Below are 16,921 nucleotides of genomic sequence, written 5' to 3'. Positions count from 1 at the left end.
CTTCCCTTGAGTGCGGCGCCCGCAGAATTAGCAAGGTTACTTATGATAACCCGATTTCGCCCTCCAGGAAGCCCCGCGGCACTTTTTCCTGAATGTTTCCCGGGAGGGCGTCGCCCGCTACTTGGCGGGGTTGTGGGTACCGATCGGCAGCAGCGTCAAATCCGGGTGGTTCTTCTCGATCCGGCGCAGCGCCCAGACGTCGTTGAACAGCGCCAGGTATTCGCCGTCGGAACGCAATAACACCTCGGCTCCGGGCACGTTGGCCAGCGCCGGCATGGCGTCCGCCGTAGAGATCCGGGCGATGGAGTACGGCAACCGTTCAAGCCGCATCGGCGCACTGAAATCGTGCGCCATACGGTCCTCGACGACCTCAAACTGCATGGGACCGACGGCGGCCAGGACGGGTGCCTGGTCGCCGCGGATGTCCGAGCGGAGCACTTGGATGACGCCCTCATGCTCGAGCTGTTCGATGCCGCGGCGGAACTGCTTGAAACGGCTGGGGTCCTTGGAACGCGCCACCTGGAAGTGTTCCGGAGCGAACAGCGGGATCGCGGGGAACTCCACCGGCCGCTCCAGGAACAAGCTGTCGCCGACCCGCAGCGAGGAGGCGTTGACCAGGCCCACGACGTCGCCGGGGAAGGCCTCATCAATGACCTCGCGTTCGCGTCCGAAGACCTGCTGGGCGTATTTGGTGGCGAAGGACTTTCCGGTCCGGCCCTGGGTCACCACCATGCCGCGCTCAAACATGCCCGAGCAGACGCGGATGAAGGCGACGTGGTCGCGGTGGGCCTTGTTCATGCCGGCCTGGACCTTGAAGACAAACCCGGCGAAGGGCGCATCGACGGGCCGCAGGGCGCCGTCGACGTCGGGCCGGGGGGCCGCGGGCGGCGCGAAGTCCACGAGGGCGTCGAGGATTTCCTTTACGCCGAAGTTCAGCGCGGCGGAACTGAAAAGAATCGGGGTCGCCTTGCCGGCGTGGAAAGCCCCGACGTCGAACTGGAGGTTGGATTCGACAACCAGCCCTGCCTCGTCGACGGCGTTGGACCAGTCCTTACCCTGGCTGGCGGCGGCCTCCTCCGGCGTGAAGTACTCGGTGAGGGCGATTTTGGCGCCGGCGTTGTTGCGCTTGAACTGGGCGAAACGGTCATTGCGGAGATCCCAGACGCCGCGGAAGTCACCGGAGATGCCCACAGCCCAGGTCAGCGGCATCGGGAGGAGGCCGGTGCGCTCGGTGATCTCGTCCATGAGGGCAAGGGCATCCAGGCCCGGCCGGTCCCACTTGTTGATCACCGTGATGATGGGGAGGTTGCGCTGCTTGCAGACCTCGAAGAGCTTCATGGTTTGGGTTTCCAGGCCTTTGGCGGCATCGACCAGCATCACGGCGCAGTCCACGGCGGCCAGCACACGGTAGGTGTCCTCGGAGAAGTCGGCGTGGCCGGGGGTGTCCAGCAGGTTGATGACGGTGTCCCGGTAGGCGAACTGCAGGGCGGCCGAGCTGATCGAGATGCCGCGGTCCTTTTCCATCTGCATCCAGTCCGAGACCGTCTCCTTGCGGTTGGCCTTGCCGCTGGAGGCGCCGGCGGTGCCGATCACCTTCGCGTGCAGCGCGAGCGCTTCGGTCAGCGTCGACTTGCCGGCGTCGGGGTGGGAGATGACCGCAAAAGTCCGACGCCGGGCAGCCTGCTTGTGAATCTCCTGCACTCGGGCGGGGCTAAGGACTTCTTGAGACACGGTGCTACTTTCGCTGCGGCTTTTGATGGTGGCGGGACGGGACTGCGCGAGTCCGGGTGGCCCGGTGGGATCGCGGGAGTTCTGCTGTGGGTCTGGGAGGGCGCTGCGCCGGGAGCCGACGGTACGCCCAAGGCCTCAAGTTTATCGCAGGCCGCACCACCCCCGCGAAGTGCGCACCATACCTGGACAAGGTGCGCTGGGCGACGGGTCCGCGACGGGTCAGCAACGGGAAAACCGCGGCACCAAAATGGCTCCAGCGACGGCCGCCGCTGGAGCCATTTTGAAGGCACCCCTGAGCGCGCCGCTATGGGCCACTTTAGGGCTTGTCTGTGCGGAAGTTGGCCCGCTTTACCTCTACTATGGTGGGAGCGGGGAATCGAGTACTTTTGATCCTGCCGGGAAACCCTGGAGACCGCGCACCTGCAGGCTGGATCCTGCACCTTTGAAGGGAAAATCTATGGCTCGGAGCCCTGAAGATTCACTCAAGGCGACTCTGGGCAGAGTGGCACCGGGAACCGCCCTCCGCGACGGCCTGGAGCGCATCCTCCGCGGACGGACCGGTGCCCTGATCGTGCTGGGCATCGACAGGACCATCGAATCCATCTGTTCGGGCGGCTTCGACATCGGCATCGACTTCTCCCCCACCCGGCTCCGGGAACTGGCAAAAATGGACGGCGCCATCATCTGCGACAAGGATGCCAGCAACATCCTGCGCGCCGCTGTCCAGCTGGTCCCGGACTCCAGCATCGAGACCCAGGAATCAGGCACCCGGCACCGGACCGCGGAGCGTGTTGCCATCCAGACCGGCGTCCCGGTCATCTCGGTCAGCCAGTCGATGCAGATCATCGCGCTGTATGTGAATGGCCTTCGGCACGTACTGGAGGGCTCGGAGAAGGTCCTGGCCCGCGCCAACCAGGCCCTGGCAACCCTGGAACGCTACCGGTCACGCCTGGATCAGGTGACCAGCTCACTCTCGGCGCTGGAAATCGAGGCCATGGTGACGGTCCGGGATGTGGCTGTGACCCTGCAGCGCCAGGAAATGGTGCGCCGGATTTCCGAAGAGATCTCCCAGTATGTCCTGGAGCTCGGTGAAGACGGCCGCCTGCTGTCCTTGCAGCTGGACGAGCTGACCGTGGGCCGCGGCCCCGGCAGCGACGTGATCATCCGCGACTACTCCGGCCCGGACACGTCCGCCGAGGACATCGAAAATGCCGTCAAGGCGCTGGTGAGCCTGGGCCCCACCGAGCTGATCGATCTGGGCAAGATCGCCGGGATTGTCGGCTTCGCGGGCGGCGAGGCGAACCTCGACGCCGTCGTCCAGCCGCGCGGTTACCGCCTGCTTTCGGGGCTGAAGGCAGTGCCGAAGGCCGTCGCCGACCGCCTGGTGGACCACTTCGGCGGACTCCAGTTCCTCATGGCGGCCACGATTGATGACCTCATGACAGTGGACGGCATCGGCGACCAGCGCGCCCGGACCGTCCGCGAGGGCCTGAGCCGCATGGCTGAGGCCAGCCTGCTGGACCGGTTCCTCTAAAACCCCCGTCGATTGCTCCACAACTGCCCTTTTGAGCCCTCAAAACGGCGGTTACGGAGCAGTCGATGGGGATTAGTTGAGCTGGAACACGGCCTTGGGGGAATTCTTGTCCGCGAGCCGGGCGGTGAAGACGTAGTACGCACCGCCGGCTCCGGGCTGGGCTGCGATCGCCGCGCAGCCCTGAACCGTGCGGTTGCGCTGCCATGGGAAGTTCGCCGTCTCGCTCTGGCCCGGCGCGATGGTCTTCACGAGGTCCGTGGTGTCCGACTGGCAGTCCGTAGAGGAGAAGATCCGGTCGGAGCCGCTGGTGATGACGTACTCCATCTGCGAGGAGCCGAGATTGATCTCACACGGCACCCTGTTGCCGTTCGTCACCTTGAGCGTGAGCAGCGGATTCTCGCCGGACGCGTACGCAGGCTTGTCTGTAGCGGCAGTGACGGTCACGAGGTTCTGGTCACAGCCCGTCCCCTCCGAAGGAGCGGAAGGCGAGGCGGAGGAGGAAGCAGCGGGCCCCTCCGGGCCTGCCGGCTGACCCGCCGGCGCCGCGCCGGCCGGGGAGGGCTGTCCGGCGTTGACAACGCCGGCCACGGCTGCGAAGCCCCCGATGACGATTGCGATAACCAGCAGGAGCGCGGCACCCACGAACAGCCGGCGGCGCCGGAAGACGGGATTGAGCGGTTTCCGGGCAGGCTTCCCGGCAGGCTTCCCCGCAGGCCTCCGGGCAGGCTTCAGCCCGGTTCTCCGCGGCGGCGTCCGTGGGGACTGCTCGCCGGCGGAAACCTTCGGCCGAGAACCGTGACTTCCTGAATCGCCTTGCCTACCCATCCTCCTAGGCTAGAGAACCGCGCCGCGTATGCGGGCCTCCCACGCCGCGGGCGGACTGTGGCCCTCATCTATTACGCTTACTTGCATCAAAGCTCTAGCCGATTCCCCCGCCGTCCGCGCTGTCAACCCCGGAACCGCTCCCGCAAGCGCTCCCGGACGCGCTCCTGCGGGCCCTGCCGCAGTCATCCCCGACGGCGCTCCCGACGGCGGTCTCCCCAGCGATCCCGACGGCGACGCGCTGAGCGGCCTTCAAGCGGCTCTGGACTCGTGGTTCGAATCGAACGCGCGGCAGCTGCCCTGGCGTGCTCCGGACTGCACTCCCTGGGGTGTGCTGGTCAGCGAGGTCATGCTCCAGCAGACACCGGTGGTGCGCGTCCTGCCGGTCTGGGAGGAGTGGCTGCGGCGCTGGCCCGGGCCGGCCGATCTGGCCCGGGAACCCGCGGGTGAGGCTGTCCGTTCCTGGGGCCGGCTGGGCTATCCGCGGCGGGCCCTTCGGCTGCACGCGGCCGCCGTCGCGATCGGGGCCAGCCACGGCGGAAATGTCCCGGACACCTATCCGGAACTGCTGGAGCTGCCCGGGGTGGGCAGCTACACGGCGGCGGCCGTCGCCGCCTTCGCCTTCGGGCGGCGCGAAACGGTGGTGGACACCAATATCCGCCGCGTCCACGCCCGGCTGCTTTCCGGTTCCGCGCTTCCCGCCCAGGCGCTGACCGCCGCTGAGATGCGGCTGGCCGCAAAGGCGCTGCCGTCCGACGTCGGTGCCTCCGTCCGCTGGAACGCGTCCGTCATGGAACTCGGCGCGCTCGTGTGCACGGCGCGGTCACCGAAGTGCGAACAATGCCCGGTACGTGGCTCCTGCGCCTGGCTGGCGGCCGGTGAGCCGCCGCCGACGTACACCCCAAAAGGACAGTCGTGGCATGGAACGGACCGTCAGGTGCGGGGCGCGGTAATGGCGGTGCTCCGCGTCACCGAGGCCCCCGTCGCGCCGGAGCTGTTCCAGCGGGCCCCGGCGGATCTTGGCTTTGAATCGCTTGGGATCAGCATTCCGCTGGCCGCCCTGCACCGGCTCGATCCGGCTCCTGAACAGCTCGAACGAGCGCTGGCCGGCCTGCTCAGCGACGGTCTGGCAGAGCTCCATCCTGGCGGCTACCGGCTCCCCGCCTGAGCATCGTGGCCGCGCAACACTGGCTGGGCGCGCCTGCCGGAACTACCCTGAAGCATGCGCAAATTCGTGGCGATCGCGGCTCTGGCCTGTACCGCGCTGCTGGCGGCTGGATGCCAGCCGGAAACCGCCTGCCCGGCGATCGCCCAAGCGCAGGTGGTCGCGCTGACCGTGGCCCGGGACTACGCCGCCTCGGTCAGGACCGTCCAGCTGAAAGCGTGCCAGGCGGGCCGCTGCACCGAGGCTGAACTGGAGCTATTCCCTGGCACCACCACTGTGGACCAGGGCTGCGAGCCCGGCCCCTACGGCGGCGACCGCCCCTGTTCGGCAACTTCTTCGCCGGACGGTACCCTCACCGGGATGCTGATGTTTGAGCCGCTGGGAGACTCGCCCCTGGAGGCGACCTCCAGCGGGACCGACGCCAACGGCCTTCCCCTGCCGGTCCGGACCCTGGTGTTCACCCCTCGGGTGGCCTACCCCTTCGGCGGGCAATGCGGCCGGTTCGTCACGGCCGGCGTCGTGCTCGACGCGGACGGCCTCCGGCAGGCGCCGTAGCCGCCCCGGAAAGGCGCACAGCGGAGCACCCGCCGTCGCCGGCACCGCCCGGTTGCTGGCGCCCTCGGATCCAGGCCTCCCGGCCGGCGCCGGCTGAACCTCCGATCCTATGGTTCACCGAAGCCGGCTGTGAACAGCCCGCTCAGATAGTCCACAGCTTTCCTGGCGTCCGGGCCGCTGGCCTCGACGTGCAGCACCGCACCCTTGGCAGCACCAAGCATCATGAGTTCCGTCATGGAGGCGCCGTCTGCGCCGTTGATGGTCACATCAGCGTCCATGCCGGACAGTCCGCCGGCGATTTTCGCCGCGGGGCGTGCGTGCATGCCGGTTTGGTTGATGAGCTCGAAATCGCCCATGGCGTCCGGCGGCTGCTGGTGTTCGTGGTCGGGAACCGCCGGGTGGGCCGGCGGCCGGTAGACGGCTTCGGCGGCATCCTTCACCGCGTCGGCGCCGGCTCCGGCCTGGGCGGCCACGGCGGCGGCGACAAGCCCCTCCACCAGCGGAGCGTCGGCCAGCAGCACGGAGTCGGGGTCGGGAAGGAATTCTACCGCCGCTTCGGCCGTCATTACGGCCGAGCCCAGGTCCGTGAGCACAACAATGCCGTCAGGGCCCGCAGCTTGCTCCAGCGCCGCCATCACGCGTTCCAGGCTGGTGCCGATCCTGCCGTCGTCGGTGCCTCCGGCGGGCAGGATCACTACGTCCGGCGCCATCTGCGCGGCAAGTTCGACGGCGCCGTCGGCGATCTTAGCGCTGTGTGAGACGACGACGAGCCGTACCGTCATTCGGCTGCCCCGGCAGCGGCACGCAGGATCAGGGCACTGGAAACGGCGCCCGGGTCCCGGTGGCCGATGCTGCGCTCCCCCAGATAGCTGGCGCGCCCTTTGCGGGCAAGCATTGGATCGGTGGACACGGCCCCGGCTTCGGCGGCCTCCGCGGCGGCCACCAGGACCTTGCGGACGTCACCGTTGGCGGCTGCCGCAGCGGCTGCCTCGATCGCCGGGGTCCAGGCGTCCACCATGGTCTTGTCACCGGGCTCGGCCTTCCCCCGGGCCACGATGCCGTCGCGTGCGGCCTGCAGTGCCACCGCCAGAGTCGCGGCGTCGACGTCGGCCGTGTCCCCCAGCGCCGTTGAAGCCCGAAGGAATGCCGTGCCGTAGAGCGGGCCCGCGGCTCCCCCAACCTTGGACATCAGGGTCATGGCCGTCAGCTTCAGCGCCGCCCCGGGGGTTTCCGGGGGAGACTCGGAAAGTTTGTCCAGCACCGCCCGGAAACCCCGGTCCATGTTCTCGCCATGGTCCGAGTCCCCGATTGGCCGGTCAAGTTCAATGAGCTCGACCCTGTGCTCGGACATGGCCTGCGCACAAAGGGTAAGCCACCGCACCGCCCAGCCGGCGTCCAGGCCCACGGTCAGACGCCCCAGCGAAGGGCCGGGGTGTGGACCGGGGCGTCCCAGAGGCCCGTCATTTCGTCGTCCAGACGCAGGACTGTGATTGAACAGCCCTGCATTTCCAGGGCGGTGATGTAGTTGCCCACCAGCGAGCGCGCCACGGTGATGCCCTGCTCGGCCAGCTTCTGCGCAGCCCGGCGGTACACAATGTACAGCTCGCTCTGCGGGGTGCCGCCCATTCCGTTCACGAACAGGAGCACCTTGTCTCCGGAGGCCAGGCCGAGATCGCTGACCACGGGCTCCAGCAGCCGGTCCGTGATGCCGTCGGCGTTTTCCATCGGGATCTTGTGCCGGCCTGGCTCGCCGTGGATGCCGATGCCGATCTCGATCTCATTCTCTTCAAGTTCAAAGCTGGGCACCCCGGCATGCGGGACGGTGCAGGCGGCCAACGCCACCCCCATGCTGCGGACATTCTGGTTGACGCGGTCACCGATGGCGGCGACGGCGTCGAGGTTGTCGCCGCGCTCGGCGGCCGCGCCGGCGATCTTCTCCACCAGCACGGTGCCGCCCACACCGCGCCGCCCGGCGGTGTACAGCGAGTCCTGCACCGCGACGTCATCGTTGACAAGCACCGTGCGGACCTCCACGCCTTCGGCCTGCGCCAGTTCGGCTGCGGTCTCGAAGTTGAGCACGTCGCCCGTGTAGTTCTTCACGACATGGACGACGCCGGCGCCTGAGTTCACGGCGAGCGTGGCCGGAAGGATCTGGTCCGGGGTGGGCGAGGTGAACACGGCACCCGGGACTGCGGCGTCGAGCATACCCATTCCGACATACCCGCCATGCAGCGGCTCATGCCCGCTGCCGCCGCCGGAGACCAGCCCTACCTTTCCTGCCACCGGCGCGTCTTTGCGCACGATGTACTTCGGGTCCGCAAAGACGGTCACGAGGTCGGCGTGGGCGAGCCCGAAGCCCTCCACTGACTCGTCGACCACGGCGCGGGGATCATTGATGAGTTTCTTCATGGCTGTGCTCCCTGGATGGTGTCCTGGCTGCTTGCTTAGACCCTACTACCGGGGCCCTGCCAGCGAAAGGCTCCGGATCCGTGCCTACGGGTCCTCGACGGCGACTGGGCGGCGCGGCCCTGAACTGATCTGTACTGACGGCGGGTGTCAGGAATGTCGGTCTGCCCACACCCGGAAGTCCGGCCAGGCGTCTCGCCCCAGCCACGAAAACGGCGGCACTGAGGCCCCGGCCTTGCGTCGGTGCGCCGCGGCCTCCCCCGGCCCGGCCGGCGCGGCACGTTCCCCGGCCTCCCCCGACGTCACTGGCTCGGCGGGACCGGCCGCTCCCCCAGGCTCCTCGGTTCCCGCAGGGCCCGCGGCTCCTCCGGCAATAGTAATTTGGAATGCGCAGAAATCCGGAAAAACCTCGTTATGGTGCAATGTCGTGCCTCCGAAAGTATCGACCCACCCCTGGGCCGGGACCAGTTTATCCATCAAGTAGACGGAAAGGGGAAGACGACACTCCGGCCGGCTGCCACACCGCACTCCGCTGCCGGCGCGCCCGGGTCCGCCGGCGCCTTCTAGAGGGCCTTGATCATCCGGGTGTTGCCGAGGGTGTTCGGCTTCACCCGCGCGAGATCCAGAAATTCGGCGACGCCTTCGTCATGGGATCGCAGCAGTTCGGAATACACCACCGGGTCAACGGCGGACTGATCCGCCATCACGTCGAATCCGTGCTTCCTGAAGAACTCCACCTCGAAGGTCAGGCAGAAAACCCGAGAAACCCCCAGGGCCCGCGCGTCCGCCAGGAGCCGCTCCACCAGCACGTGCCCTACCCCCTTGCCGCGCCAGGCATCCGACGCCGTTAGGGTGCGCACCTCGGCGAGGTCCTCCCACATAACATGGAGCGCTCCGCAGCCGATCACCTCGCCGTCGGGCCCCTCGGCTATCCGGAACTCCTGCAGGCTCTCGTAATAGGCCACGGTCTCCTTGGCCATGAGGATCCGCCGGTCTGCCAGCGGCGCCACCAGCGCCTTGATGGCTGCGACATCGCCCGTGCGGGCAGGGCGGATGCGGATCGTCTCGGTCACAGCCCAATCCTACGGGGGCGTCCTTCCATGCTTCGCTTACGACGTCGGCGGGGGTCACGTCCCCGGCCGCCCAAGCCGCTGCCGGGCTGACCGTCGACCGTCGTGTTGGCTGGCTTTTTCGATCGCGCCCGTCACAACAGCCACAGAAGACTTGACGGCGCGTTTTTTGTAGGAAGATGTTAGCCACGCCACACGAGAGTCGGGGAAGCACCAATGAATGCTAAAAATTGCGGCCGTGCGGGCTGGCTCCTGCTGCGATCGATCGGGCTGGCATCGGTTGTGGCCTTGTCTGCCTGCTCAAGCGGTGCACCGCCGGCAGCGGCGGTGGCCTCGCCCGACTCCGGCGTTGACCGGGCCGCCGCCGCGGCGCTCCCGGCCAGCTACAAGTCGGCCGGGGTCATTAGCGTCGCCTCGGACATGGACTTCGCTCCGATGGTGATGCTGGACGCTGACAATAAGCCGACGGGCTTCGACTATGACCTTGCGCTGGCGATGGGGCTCAAGCTTGGGGTCCGGATGGACTTCCAGGCCCAGGCATTCGACGGCCTGATCGCGTCCCTGCAGTCCGGCACGCACGACGTCATCATGTCCGGTATGAGCGAAACTCCGGAGCGGCGGGAGACACTCGACTTCGTCGACTACCTCCATTCCGGGTTTTCCATCCTCGTCACCACCGGAAACCCCCACAAAATCAGCAACGTGCTTGACCTCTGCGGCAAGAACGTTGCGGTCCAATCAGCCACCGTGCAGGCAGGTATCCTGCACGGTTTTGACGCCAAGTGCCGTGCCGGCGGGGCCGCGCCGATGACTATAGCCGAGCTGCCGTTTGAGACCGAGGTGCGGGACGCGGTCCGGTCCGGCCGGGCCGTCGCCGAAGTCGTCGATTCGCCGGTGGCCGCGTACGCCGCGCAGACCGCTGGGAACGGCACGATGTTTGAAGTGGTGCAGGATGCACGCAACCATGCCGGCTATGCCCCGGCGCACACCGGGATTGGGGTACTAAAGAAGGATTCGCAGCTCCGCGACGCACTCTTGCTCGCCCTGCAGTCCGTCGTCGCGGATGGCACCTACGATCAGATCCTGTACAAGTACGGACTGAGCTTCTACGCCGAGGAAAATGTTGGCATCAACCTGGCGTCCGCAGGCTGACCATCGGCAATGGCTCCGCCGGGGTGGCGGGTGAGCTTTCTGTAACCTGAGCTGAAGAGCGGGAGCGTTCCCTGATCCACCGGCGGAGAACCTCCTCGGGCATGGGTCTGCCTAGATGGAAGCCCTGGGCGGCATCTATGCCCAGAGATTTCAGTGCCCCCATTGTTCCTTCATCCTCTACGCCCTCGGCCACGACAGACAGACCAAGATCGTGACCCAGGTCCATGGCGCTCTTGACGATCACTGCATCGTCAGGGTCGCGGGTCAGATGCTTGATGAAAGAGCGGTCGATCTTCAGCTCGTGGACAGGGAGGTTCTTCAGGTAGGCCATCGAGGAGTAGCCGGTGCCGAAGTCATCCACGGACAGGCGCACCCCCATGTCCCTCAGTCTCCGCAAGATGGCTAAGGCAGTGTCGGGATAGGCCATCACGGCTCCCTCGGTCAGCTCAATGGTGAGGAGCCCGGCGGGGACACCCGCGGCGGCAAGGTGCCCGGCGACCACGTCCGGAAACCCTGCGTCGAACAGGCTGCGGGCGCTGACGTTGATCGCCACCTGCAGCGGCACCCCCTGATCGAGCCAGGTGCGGCAGCAGCCAAGCGCACGGTTCATGACGAAGTTGGTGAGCCGCTGGATGAGAGTGCTCCCCTCGGCCACTTCGATGAAGTCTCCTGGCAGAAGTAGCCCGCGGACGGGATGCTGCCAGCGCACAAGTGCCTCCACGCCCACCAGTTCGCTACTGTCGACCGCGAGTTTGGGCTGGTAGTACACCACCAGTTCCCCAGAGTCCAGGGCCTGGCGCAGCTCTCCGATCATGCTGAGGTGATCCGGCGTGCCGTCGTCGTTGCAGGAGGAATAGTGCGCGTAGCCGGACCGGTCCGCCTTCGCCTTGTACATGGCGATGTCTGCTTGGCGGAGCAGTTCCTCCAACGTCGGATCCGCATGATCCTTCGTTGCGGCCGCTATGCCGATGCTCGCCTCGATGCCGACGGCCGCGTTCCCTAACGAAAACGGTGCCTCGAGTGCCCGGCCGATCCGGAGGGCGACATTTTCGCCGGCGCCGGCACCCCCATCGCTTAGCAACAGTGCGAACTCATCGCCCCCGAACCGCGCCACCGTATCGCCGGGCCGGAGCACTCCCGACAGCCGCAGGGCGACCTGGCGCAGCAGCACATCCCCTTGCTGGTGGCCAAGAGTGTCGTTCACTTCTTTGAACCTGTCCAGGTCCAGCATCAGCACGGCAGGGAGGCTGCCGTCCCGGCGGGCCGTGGCCAGCACCTGAGCGGCGCGGTCCGCGAAAAGCAACCGATTCGGCAACCCTGTCAGGACGTCATGAGTGGCGAGCTGGGTGACTTCGCGCACCAGTTCCGCCAGCTCCCGGTTGGCCACCTCCAGCGCGTTGGTTCGCTCCTGAACCGCCGCTTCCAGCCGGCTCACTTTCTGTTCGGCCCGCCGAGTCATCTCCCACTTGGTGGTCAAGGCAATCGCCAGCTGCGCCACCTCGATGTTGTCGAAGGGTTTCTTGAGGATGAGCAGGCGGTCTTCCACGCCGAGCTGGCCGAGGACCTCATTCCAGGAGTAGTCCGAGTGGGCGGTGCAGATCACGATCTGCAGCCGGGGATCGGCCCGCCAGATCTCCTGAATGGTCTCGACCCCGTCCCATCCCGGAGGCATACGCATGTCGACGAAGGCCAGGGCATAGGGCTTCCCTGCCGCCATCGCCGCGCAGACCTTGTCCAGGCCTTCACGCCCCTGGTAGGCGGAATCGAGGTCAAAGCTGTCCGCGGCAGGCTCGCTCACCCCGCCGAAGAGGGCCACCTCGGCGGCGTCCATGTCCGATCCGGCCCCCGTGCCGCACAGGATCCTCCGGAAGTCCTCGTGGATGGAGGAGGTGTCGTCGATCAGCAGGATGCGGCGATTCGTCGGCGCGTTCATGCCGCCGCCGGCCGGGTCTCAAGAGGCAAAACCAAGGTGAAGGAGGCGCCCCGGCCGGGCCCGTCGCTGTGGACATCCAAGCTGCCGCCCATCTCTTTCGCCGCCAGCGCCGAACTATGCAGTCCAAACCCGTGCCCGTCAATGTGGGTGGTGAAACCGTGCGCGAAGATCCGGGTCAGGTTCTCCGCAGGGATCCCTTCACCGGTGTCGGCCACCGTGATGCGAACGCTCTTCCCGTCCGCCATCTCCGCCCCAATGCTGAGCCGGCGGGGCCGCCCGGCATTGCGCTTCATTGCGTGCATCGCGTTGCCAATGATATTCAGCAGGACGAGCAGGATTCTGTGCCGGTCCAGCGACAGCAGTGAAGCTGCGGGAATATCCCTCACGACCACGACTGCGTCGTTGCCCAGGACACCGGCCATGCGCAGCGCGTCCTCCACCAGTTCGCCGATGTCCACAGGCTCAAGCACGGCGGATACCCCAGCCAGCGACTGTTGGGCGCTGACGATTTTGTTGATGTGGTCGACGCCGTTTGTCAGCCGCAGCAGCTCCTCGGTAACGCTGGCCTGTTCGATGGCGAGCGCCTTCGCCAGTTGGTCCAGATAGCCGGGGAGCGCCTTGCCCCGGGCGTCGTTGGTGAGGAAATCGCCCAGGTCATCGGGGTGTTCCCGCATCAGGGCTACTGCCCGGCCAAGCCCTTCAGACTTGGACCCCCTCACCTTCTGGACCGCAAGGTTGGCCGATACGTTGACGCTGTTGAGTACATTCCCCACGTTGTGTAAAACGTTGGTGGCGATCTCAGCCATGCCAGCCTGGCGGGCGGAGTCCACCAACTGCGACTGGGCCCCGCGGAGCTGTGCCGTCCGTTCCTCCACCAGCCTCAGCGCCCGGGCCCGGCCGGTACCCAGGACGTGGACCAGCACACCGAGCATGAGGCTCAGCAGGATACCGCCAAGCAGCAGCGTGATGGCTTTCCCGTCCGCTGCCATCCCGCCGCCCAGAACGGCGCCGGACACCAGCACCGACCATCCGTTCCGCAGGTCAATCCTCGCGGACTGGGCATCCTGCGGTGCGGTGCCGCCGGAGAATGTCACGGCCGAGGGTCCGGTCCCGTACTGGAAGGTGACGGAAGTGTCCGGATGGCCCTGCAGGGCCCGGTCCAGGATCACTTTCGGCACGATGGTCATGCCGAACCACCCCAGGAACGCTGCGCGCCGCCCCTCGAGCGTCAGCGGGATTAAGCCGCCGCGGTAGTAGGGGGTCGACACACCCAGTACCGGCTCTTGTCCGACGGTTGACGGGGCGTAGGAGCTTTCCCCGGTGTCCCTGGCCGCCAGAAGCGCCGGTCCAAGCCGGCCCGCACAAAAATCCTGCCCGGCCGGGGTCCCGGCCTGGGCATTGCGCACCTGGCCGACCGTCTCCAGGCAGTAGTACTCGCGGTTTCCGGGCGGTGCCACCTGGAATCTGCCGGGGCTGGCCAGCGGCGCCCACGGGTCCGCCTGGACCCGGTCCGCGAACGCGGCCAGCCCGGCAGCCGGGACAAGGACGGCGTTTCCGTAGTCGTGCAGCTCCGGATAGCGTTCCAGGGCCCGGATCGAATCGGACCACTGCAGGAATTGTGCGTTGGAGCCGTCCGGGTTCCCGGCCAGATAGGCTGCGCCGCTGAGCATCAGGTCGTGCTCGTGCTGGACCGCCAACTGCAGCGTCGAAGCAATCTCATTCGAGGAACTCTCGAATGCCGTGCGGGAATTCTGGGCGTTGTTGCGGGCCTCCGTGGCGGCCGCGAGGACAGCGCCGCAGGAACCTCCGGCAACGAGGAGCGCCGCAACCAGAGTCCACACATGGCTCCGCCCTGCACGTCCCGCAAATGCCCGCATCAGCGGCGGCACCTTTTTCAGTTCCCGCGGGGATGCCGCTGCCGCCATGACGGCTGCACTCCCTGGAGCATCGGGAACGCCGTTTCCGGATGCTCCTCGATTGCCGGGTTGTCCCGTCTCCTGGCTGCCCGCCCTCGGGGCATGTTTCTGCTGGATTCCTAGCATCTGGTCGGTCCTATCCCCCGGTAGGCTGACTGACCCGAAGGCCCCGTGCCGTTCCGACCCCGCCCCACGACGGGTGTGCCTTTGCTGCGACGGGGAGGGCCGGCGCGCCCGTGACCGGACGGCCACCCGACATGCATGGAGCAGACCGGTAGAGCCAATTGAGACCCACGGGGCGGGGTTTGTCAAAGGGCGTCCGCGGCGCGTCGCAAAAGTTGCCGGGATGCCTCACCCACCGGGCGCGTTGCAGCACCCGGCACGGGCCACCAGATTGGTGGCCTAGACACCCAGTTCGGCCGGCACTGGAAGATCCTTGGCGAAGAGGTTCTTGGCGAGGAAGTGTTCGACCACGCCGTACCAGATTTTGGTGTGCTGCGGCTGCAGGATCCAGTGGTTCTCGTCCGGGAAGTAGAGGAAGCGGTGGTCGGTGTCGCCGTTCTCGTCGGCCGCGAGTTGCGACTTGGCGAGGAGTTCATACCAGAGGCGCAGGCCCTCGCCGATCGGGACGCGGTAGTCCTTGTCGCCGTGGATGACCAGCATGGGGGTGCTGATGTTCTCCACGTGCAGGTGCGGGGAGTTCGCCAGCGCCATTTCGGCCGTCATTTCCTTGAGCCAGTACTGCGCTGCGTCGGTGGTGGGGCCGAACTGGTCCAGAGCCCAGAGGCTGGCGTGCGTGACGATCGCCTTGAACCGGTCCGTGTGGCCGGCCACCCAGTTGGCCATGTAGCCGCCGAAGGAGCCGCCCATCGCCGCGGTGCGGCTCTCGTCAATGTCCGGCCGTTGGACTACGGCATCGGTGATGGCCATCAGATCGTTGAACGGAGCCTTGCCCCATTCGCCCCAGCCGCGCTGGATGTGGTGCTGGCCGTAGCCGGTGGACAGTGCCGGGTCAGGCAGGAGCACGGCGTAGCCGCGTGCCACAAGAAGCCACGGGTTCCAGCGCCAGGTCCAGGCGTTCCAGGATCCGAGCGGGCCGCCGTGGATCCAGAGCAGCAGCGGGGCCGGGTTCCCGGCGGAGGCGCCGTCGGGGAGCGCCAGGTACGCCGGCACCCGGGCGCCGTCGGCCGTCGTCGTCTCCACCCGCTCCAGCGAGCCCCTAAAGTGCGGGCGTTCAGCGGGGGCCGGAAGCCGGGCGACGTCACCGCTGCCGAGGTCGATCCGCACCGCCTCAGCGGGGAACTCGTAGGAACTGCGTAACGCAAAGGCGCTCCCGCCGTCCGGCGAGATGACGACGTCGGAATAGGCTGCAGTGTCGGCGGTCAGCCGGGTGACGTGGCCGTTCCCGCTGCCGGAGACGCCGATGCGGAACACAGGTGAGGCGCCGTCGTCGTCGGCCGTCGCTAGGATAGCGGAGCCGTCCGGCAGCCAGGCGGAGGGGCGGGGCCAGCGGTCCCAGCCGTGGGCCAGCGGCGTCAGTGCGCTTTCCGCTCCTGCCTCGGACACGTCGAACAGGTACAGCTTGACCTGCGGGGCCGCAAGCGGGGTGGTGTCGCTCTCGCTGAGCACAACGAGGGTGCGGTTGTCCGGGCTGACGGGCCCCGGGAAGTAGCTTAGGCCCTCAGTTTCCAGCAGGACCTTGCGGGTGCCGGTGGCGACGTCGATCGAGAGCAGGACGGACCGCGAATTGGCGTTGGCGAGCGGCTTGTTGAAGCTGCTGTAGATGGTCTTCCCGTCGGGACTGACCACGGGATCCGTGTCCCGGAGCCCGCTGCCGGCGTCGGGAGTCAGGTTGCGGAGCCTGAGCGGCGCTGTGGCGTCCACCGTGCCCGGTCTGCCCGGCTCCTGCTCGCCGCCCGGTTCGACGGCGAACAGCCGCGGCTGGGCGGGTCCGAGGTCAGCGTCCCAGTAGCGCACGGGATAGCCGCTGTGCAGGATGGCGGTGACCTTGAGCTCCGTCCGGGCCTTGCGGCGTTCCCCGTCGTTGGCCTCATCGGTGGAACCGGCCAGCACGGAGGCAGCCACGAACAGGGCATCGGCATCTTTGGCGGCCAGGACCGCGCTGACGCCGCCGCCGCGTGAGAGCACCACCCGCGCCTCCCCGCCGCCTACCGGGAGCATCCACAGGGCGTTGACCGGATCAGCCTCGGGGCTCTCCGGATCCGGGCGGGCGGAGGTGAAGTAGAGATCACCACTGGCGGCGAAAACGGCCCCTGCCTCCCCCTTCGCACTGCGGGTGATCCTGCGGGCCTGTTGGAGCCCTTCAGGATCCAGCTCCCACAGGGCTGTTCCATAGTCGGCTCCCTTGGCGTTGAGGGTGGCCACGGTGGTGACCAAGCGCCCGCCGTCGGGGCTCAACGCCAGGCCGCTCACCCTCGGGATGGCGAGGTAGTGGTCCAGATCGTGGAAGGGTGTCTCGGGTTTTTCGCTCAGGGTCTCTGAACCGATGGAAGTCATGCACCGATTCAACACCTCCTATGACCCCGATCACACCGGGTTCACTAAGAGTGAAACACTACTTTCAGACTCGGACGGCGGCCGCTGGGGCCAAGGTGGCGGGTGCCGGCGGCCGCCGGG

At 67.3% G+C, this 16,921-nt stretch carries 13 protein-coding genes; 4 read left to right on the top strand and 9 right to left on the bottom strand.

The features are described from left to right. Positions 1–117: 117 nt before the first annotated feature. On the bottom strand, positions 118–1,731 hold the full coding sequence (locus tag AC50X6_RS00240) for a peptide chain release factor 3 (RefSeq protein ID WP_494964335.1): 1,614 nt from the start codon (positions 1,729–1,731) through the stop codon (positions 118–120). A 457-nt stretch (positions 1,732–2,188) separates the two neighbouring features. Here AC50X6_RS00240 and disA point away from each other — a divergent pair, with 457 nt between their 5' ends. Continuing rightward, a complete protein-coding gene (disA, locus tag AC50X6_RS00235; RefSeq protein ID WP_494964334.1) occupies positions 2,189–3,265 on the top strand; it encodes a DNA integrity scanning diadenylate cyclase DisA in 1,077 nt (358 codons plus the stop codon). Positions 3,266–3,337: 72 nt separating this feature from the next. On the opposite strand, the gene AC50X6_RS00230 is transcribed toward disA, so the two are convergent. Then, the gene (locus AC50X6_RS00230; RefSeq protein WP_494964333.1) at positions 3,338–3,907 is read right to left on the bottom strand and encodes a hypothetical protein; all 570 of its coding nucleotides are present in this window, start codon (positions 3,905–3,907) and stop codon (positions 3,338–3,340) included. Positions 3,908–4,418: 511 nt separating this feature from the next. Here AC50X6_RS00230 and AC50X6_RS00225 point away from each other — a divergent pair. Together AC50X6_RS00225 and AC50X6_RS00220 are read left to right on the top strand one after the other, a co-directional pair. Further along, the gene (locus AC50X6_RS00225) at positions 4,419–5,255 is read left to right on the top strand and encodes an HhH-GPD family protein (protein ID WP_494964661.1); all 837 of its coding nucleotides are present in this window, start codon (positions 4,419–4,421) and stop codon (positions 5,253–5,255) included. 54 nt (positions 5,256–5,309) lie between these two features. After that, a complete protein-coding gene (locus AC50X6_RS00220) occupies positions 5,310–5,807 on the top strand; it encodes a hypothetical protein (protein ID WP_494964332.1) in 498 nt (165 codons plus the stop codon). A 107-nt stretch (positions 5,808–5,914) separates the two neighbouring features. On the opposite strand, the gene dhaM is transcribed toward AC50X6_RS00220, so the two are convergent. The 4 genes from dhaM to AC50X6_RS00200 all read right to left on the bottom strand — a co-directional run bounded on the left by dhaM (position 5,915) and on the right by AC50X6_RS00200 (position 9,286). Further along, the gene (gene dhaM / locus AC50X6_RS00215; RefSeq protein ID WP_494964331.1) at positions 5,915–6,589 is read right to left on the bottom strand and encodes a dihydroxyacetone kinase phosphoryl donor subunit DhaM; all 675 of its coding nucleotides are present in this window, start codon (positions 6,587–6,589) and stop codon (positions 5,915–5,917) included. After that, entirely contained in the window at positions 6,586–7,212 is a 627-nt protein-coding gene (dhaL, locus tag AC50X6_RS00210) for a dihydroxyacetone kinase subunit DhaL (protein ID WP_494964330.1), read from the bottom strand. The genes dhaM and dhaL overlap by 4 nt, the downstream gene beginning before the upstream one ends. Positions 7,213–7,214: 2 nt before the next feature. Then, positions 7,215–8,216: a dihydroxyacetone kinase subunit DhaK gene (gene dhaK / locus AC50X6_RS00205; RefSeq protein WP_494964329.1), complete on the bottom strand. Its 1,002-nt coding sequence runs from the start codon at positions 8,214–8,216 to the stop codon at positions 7,215–7,217. A 560-nt stretch (positions 8,217–8,776) separates the two neighbouring features. Continuing rightward, the gene (locus AC50X6_RS00200; RefSeq protein WP_326966524.1) at positions 8,777–9,286 is read right to left on the bottom strand and encodes an amino-acid N-acetyltransferase; all 510 of its coding nucleotides are present in this window, start codon (positions 9,284–9,286) and stop codon (positions 8,777–8,779) included. A 213-nt stretch (positions 9,287–9,499) separates the two neighbouring features. Between AC50X6_RS00200 and AC50X6_RS00195 the strand changes: the two genes are divergently transcribed. Then, positions 9,500–10,435, top strand: coding sequence for an ABC transporter substrate-binding protein (locus AC50X6_RS00195; protein ID WP_494964328.1), 936 nt, complete (start codon positions 9,500–9,502; stop codon positions 10,433–10,435). Here the strand turns inward: AC50X6_RS00195 and AC50X6_RS00190 are convergent. From AC50X6_RS00190 to AC50X6_RS00180, 3 genes are all read right to left on the bottom strand, one after another. Then, positions 10,413–12,368, bottom strand: a complete 1,956-nt coding sequence (locus AC50X6_RS00190; protein WP_494964327.1) for a two-component system response regulator — start codon at positions 12,366–12,368, stop codon at positions 10,413–10,415. The genes AC50X6_RS00195 and AC50X6_RS00190 overlap by 23 nt on opposite strands. After that, complete coding sequence (locus tag AC50X6_RS00185) at positions 12,365–14,293, bottom strand: ATP-binding protein (protein WP_494964326.1); 1,929 nt, start codon at positions 14,291–14,293, stop codon at positions 12,365–12,367. The genes AC50X6_RS00190 and AC50X6_RS00185 overlap by 4 nt, the downstream gene beginning before the upstream one ends. A gap of 393 nt (positions 14,294–14,686) precedes the next feature. Continuing rightward, complete coding sequence (locus AC50X6_RS00180) at positions 14,687–16,801, bottom strand: S9 family peptidase (protein ID WP_494964325.1); 2,115 nt, start codon at positions 16,799–16,801, stop codon at positions 14,687–14,689. Between the last annotated feature and the right edge of the window lie 120 nt (positions 16,802–16,921).

Source organism: Pseudarthrobacter sp. HLT1-7, from assembly GCF_059383435.1.
This window is presented reverse-complemented; position numbering and strand designations above follow the sequence as displayed.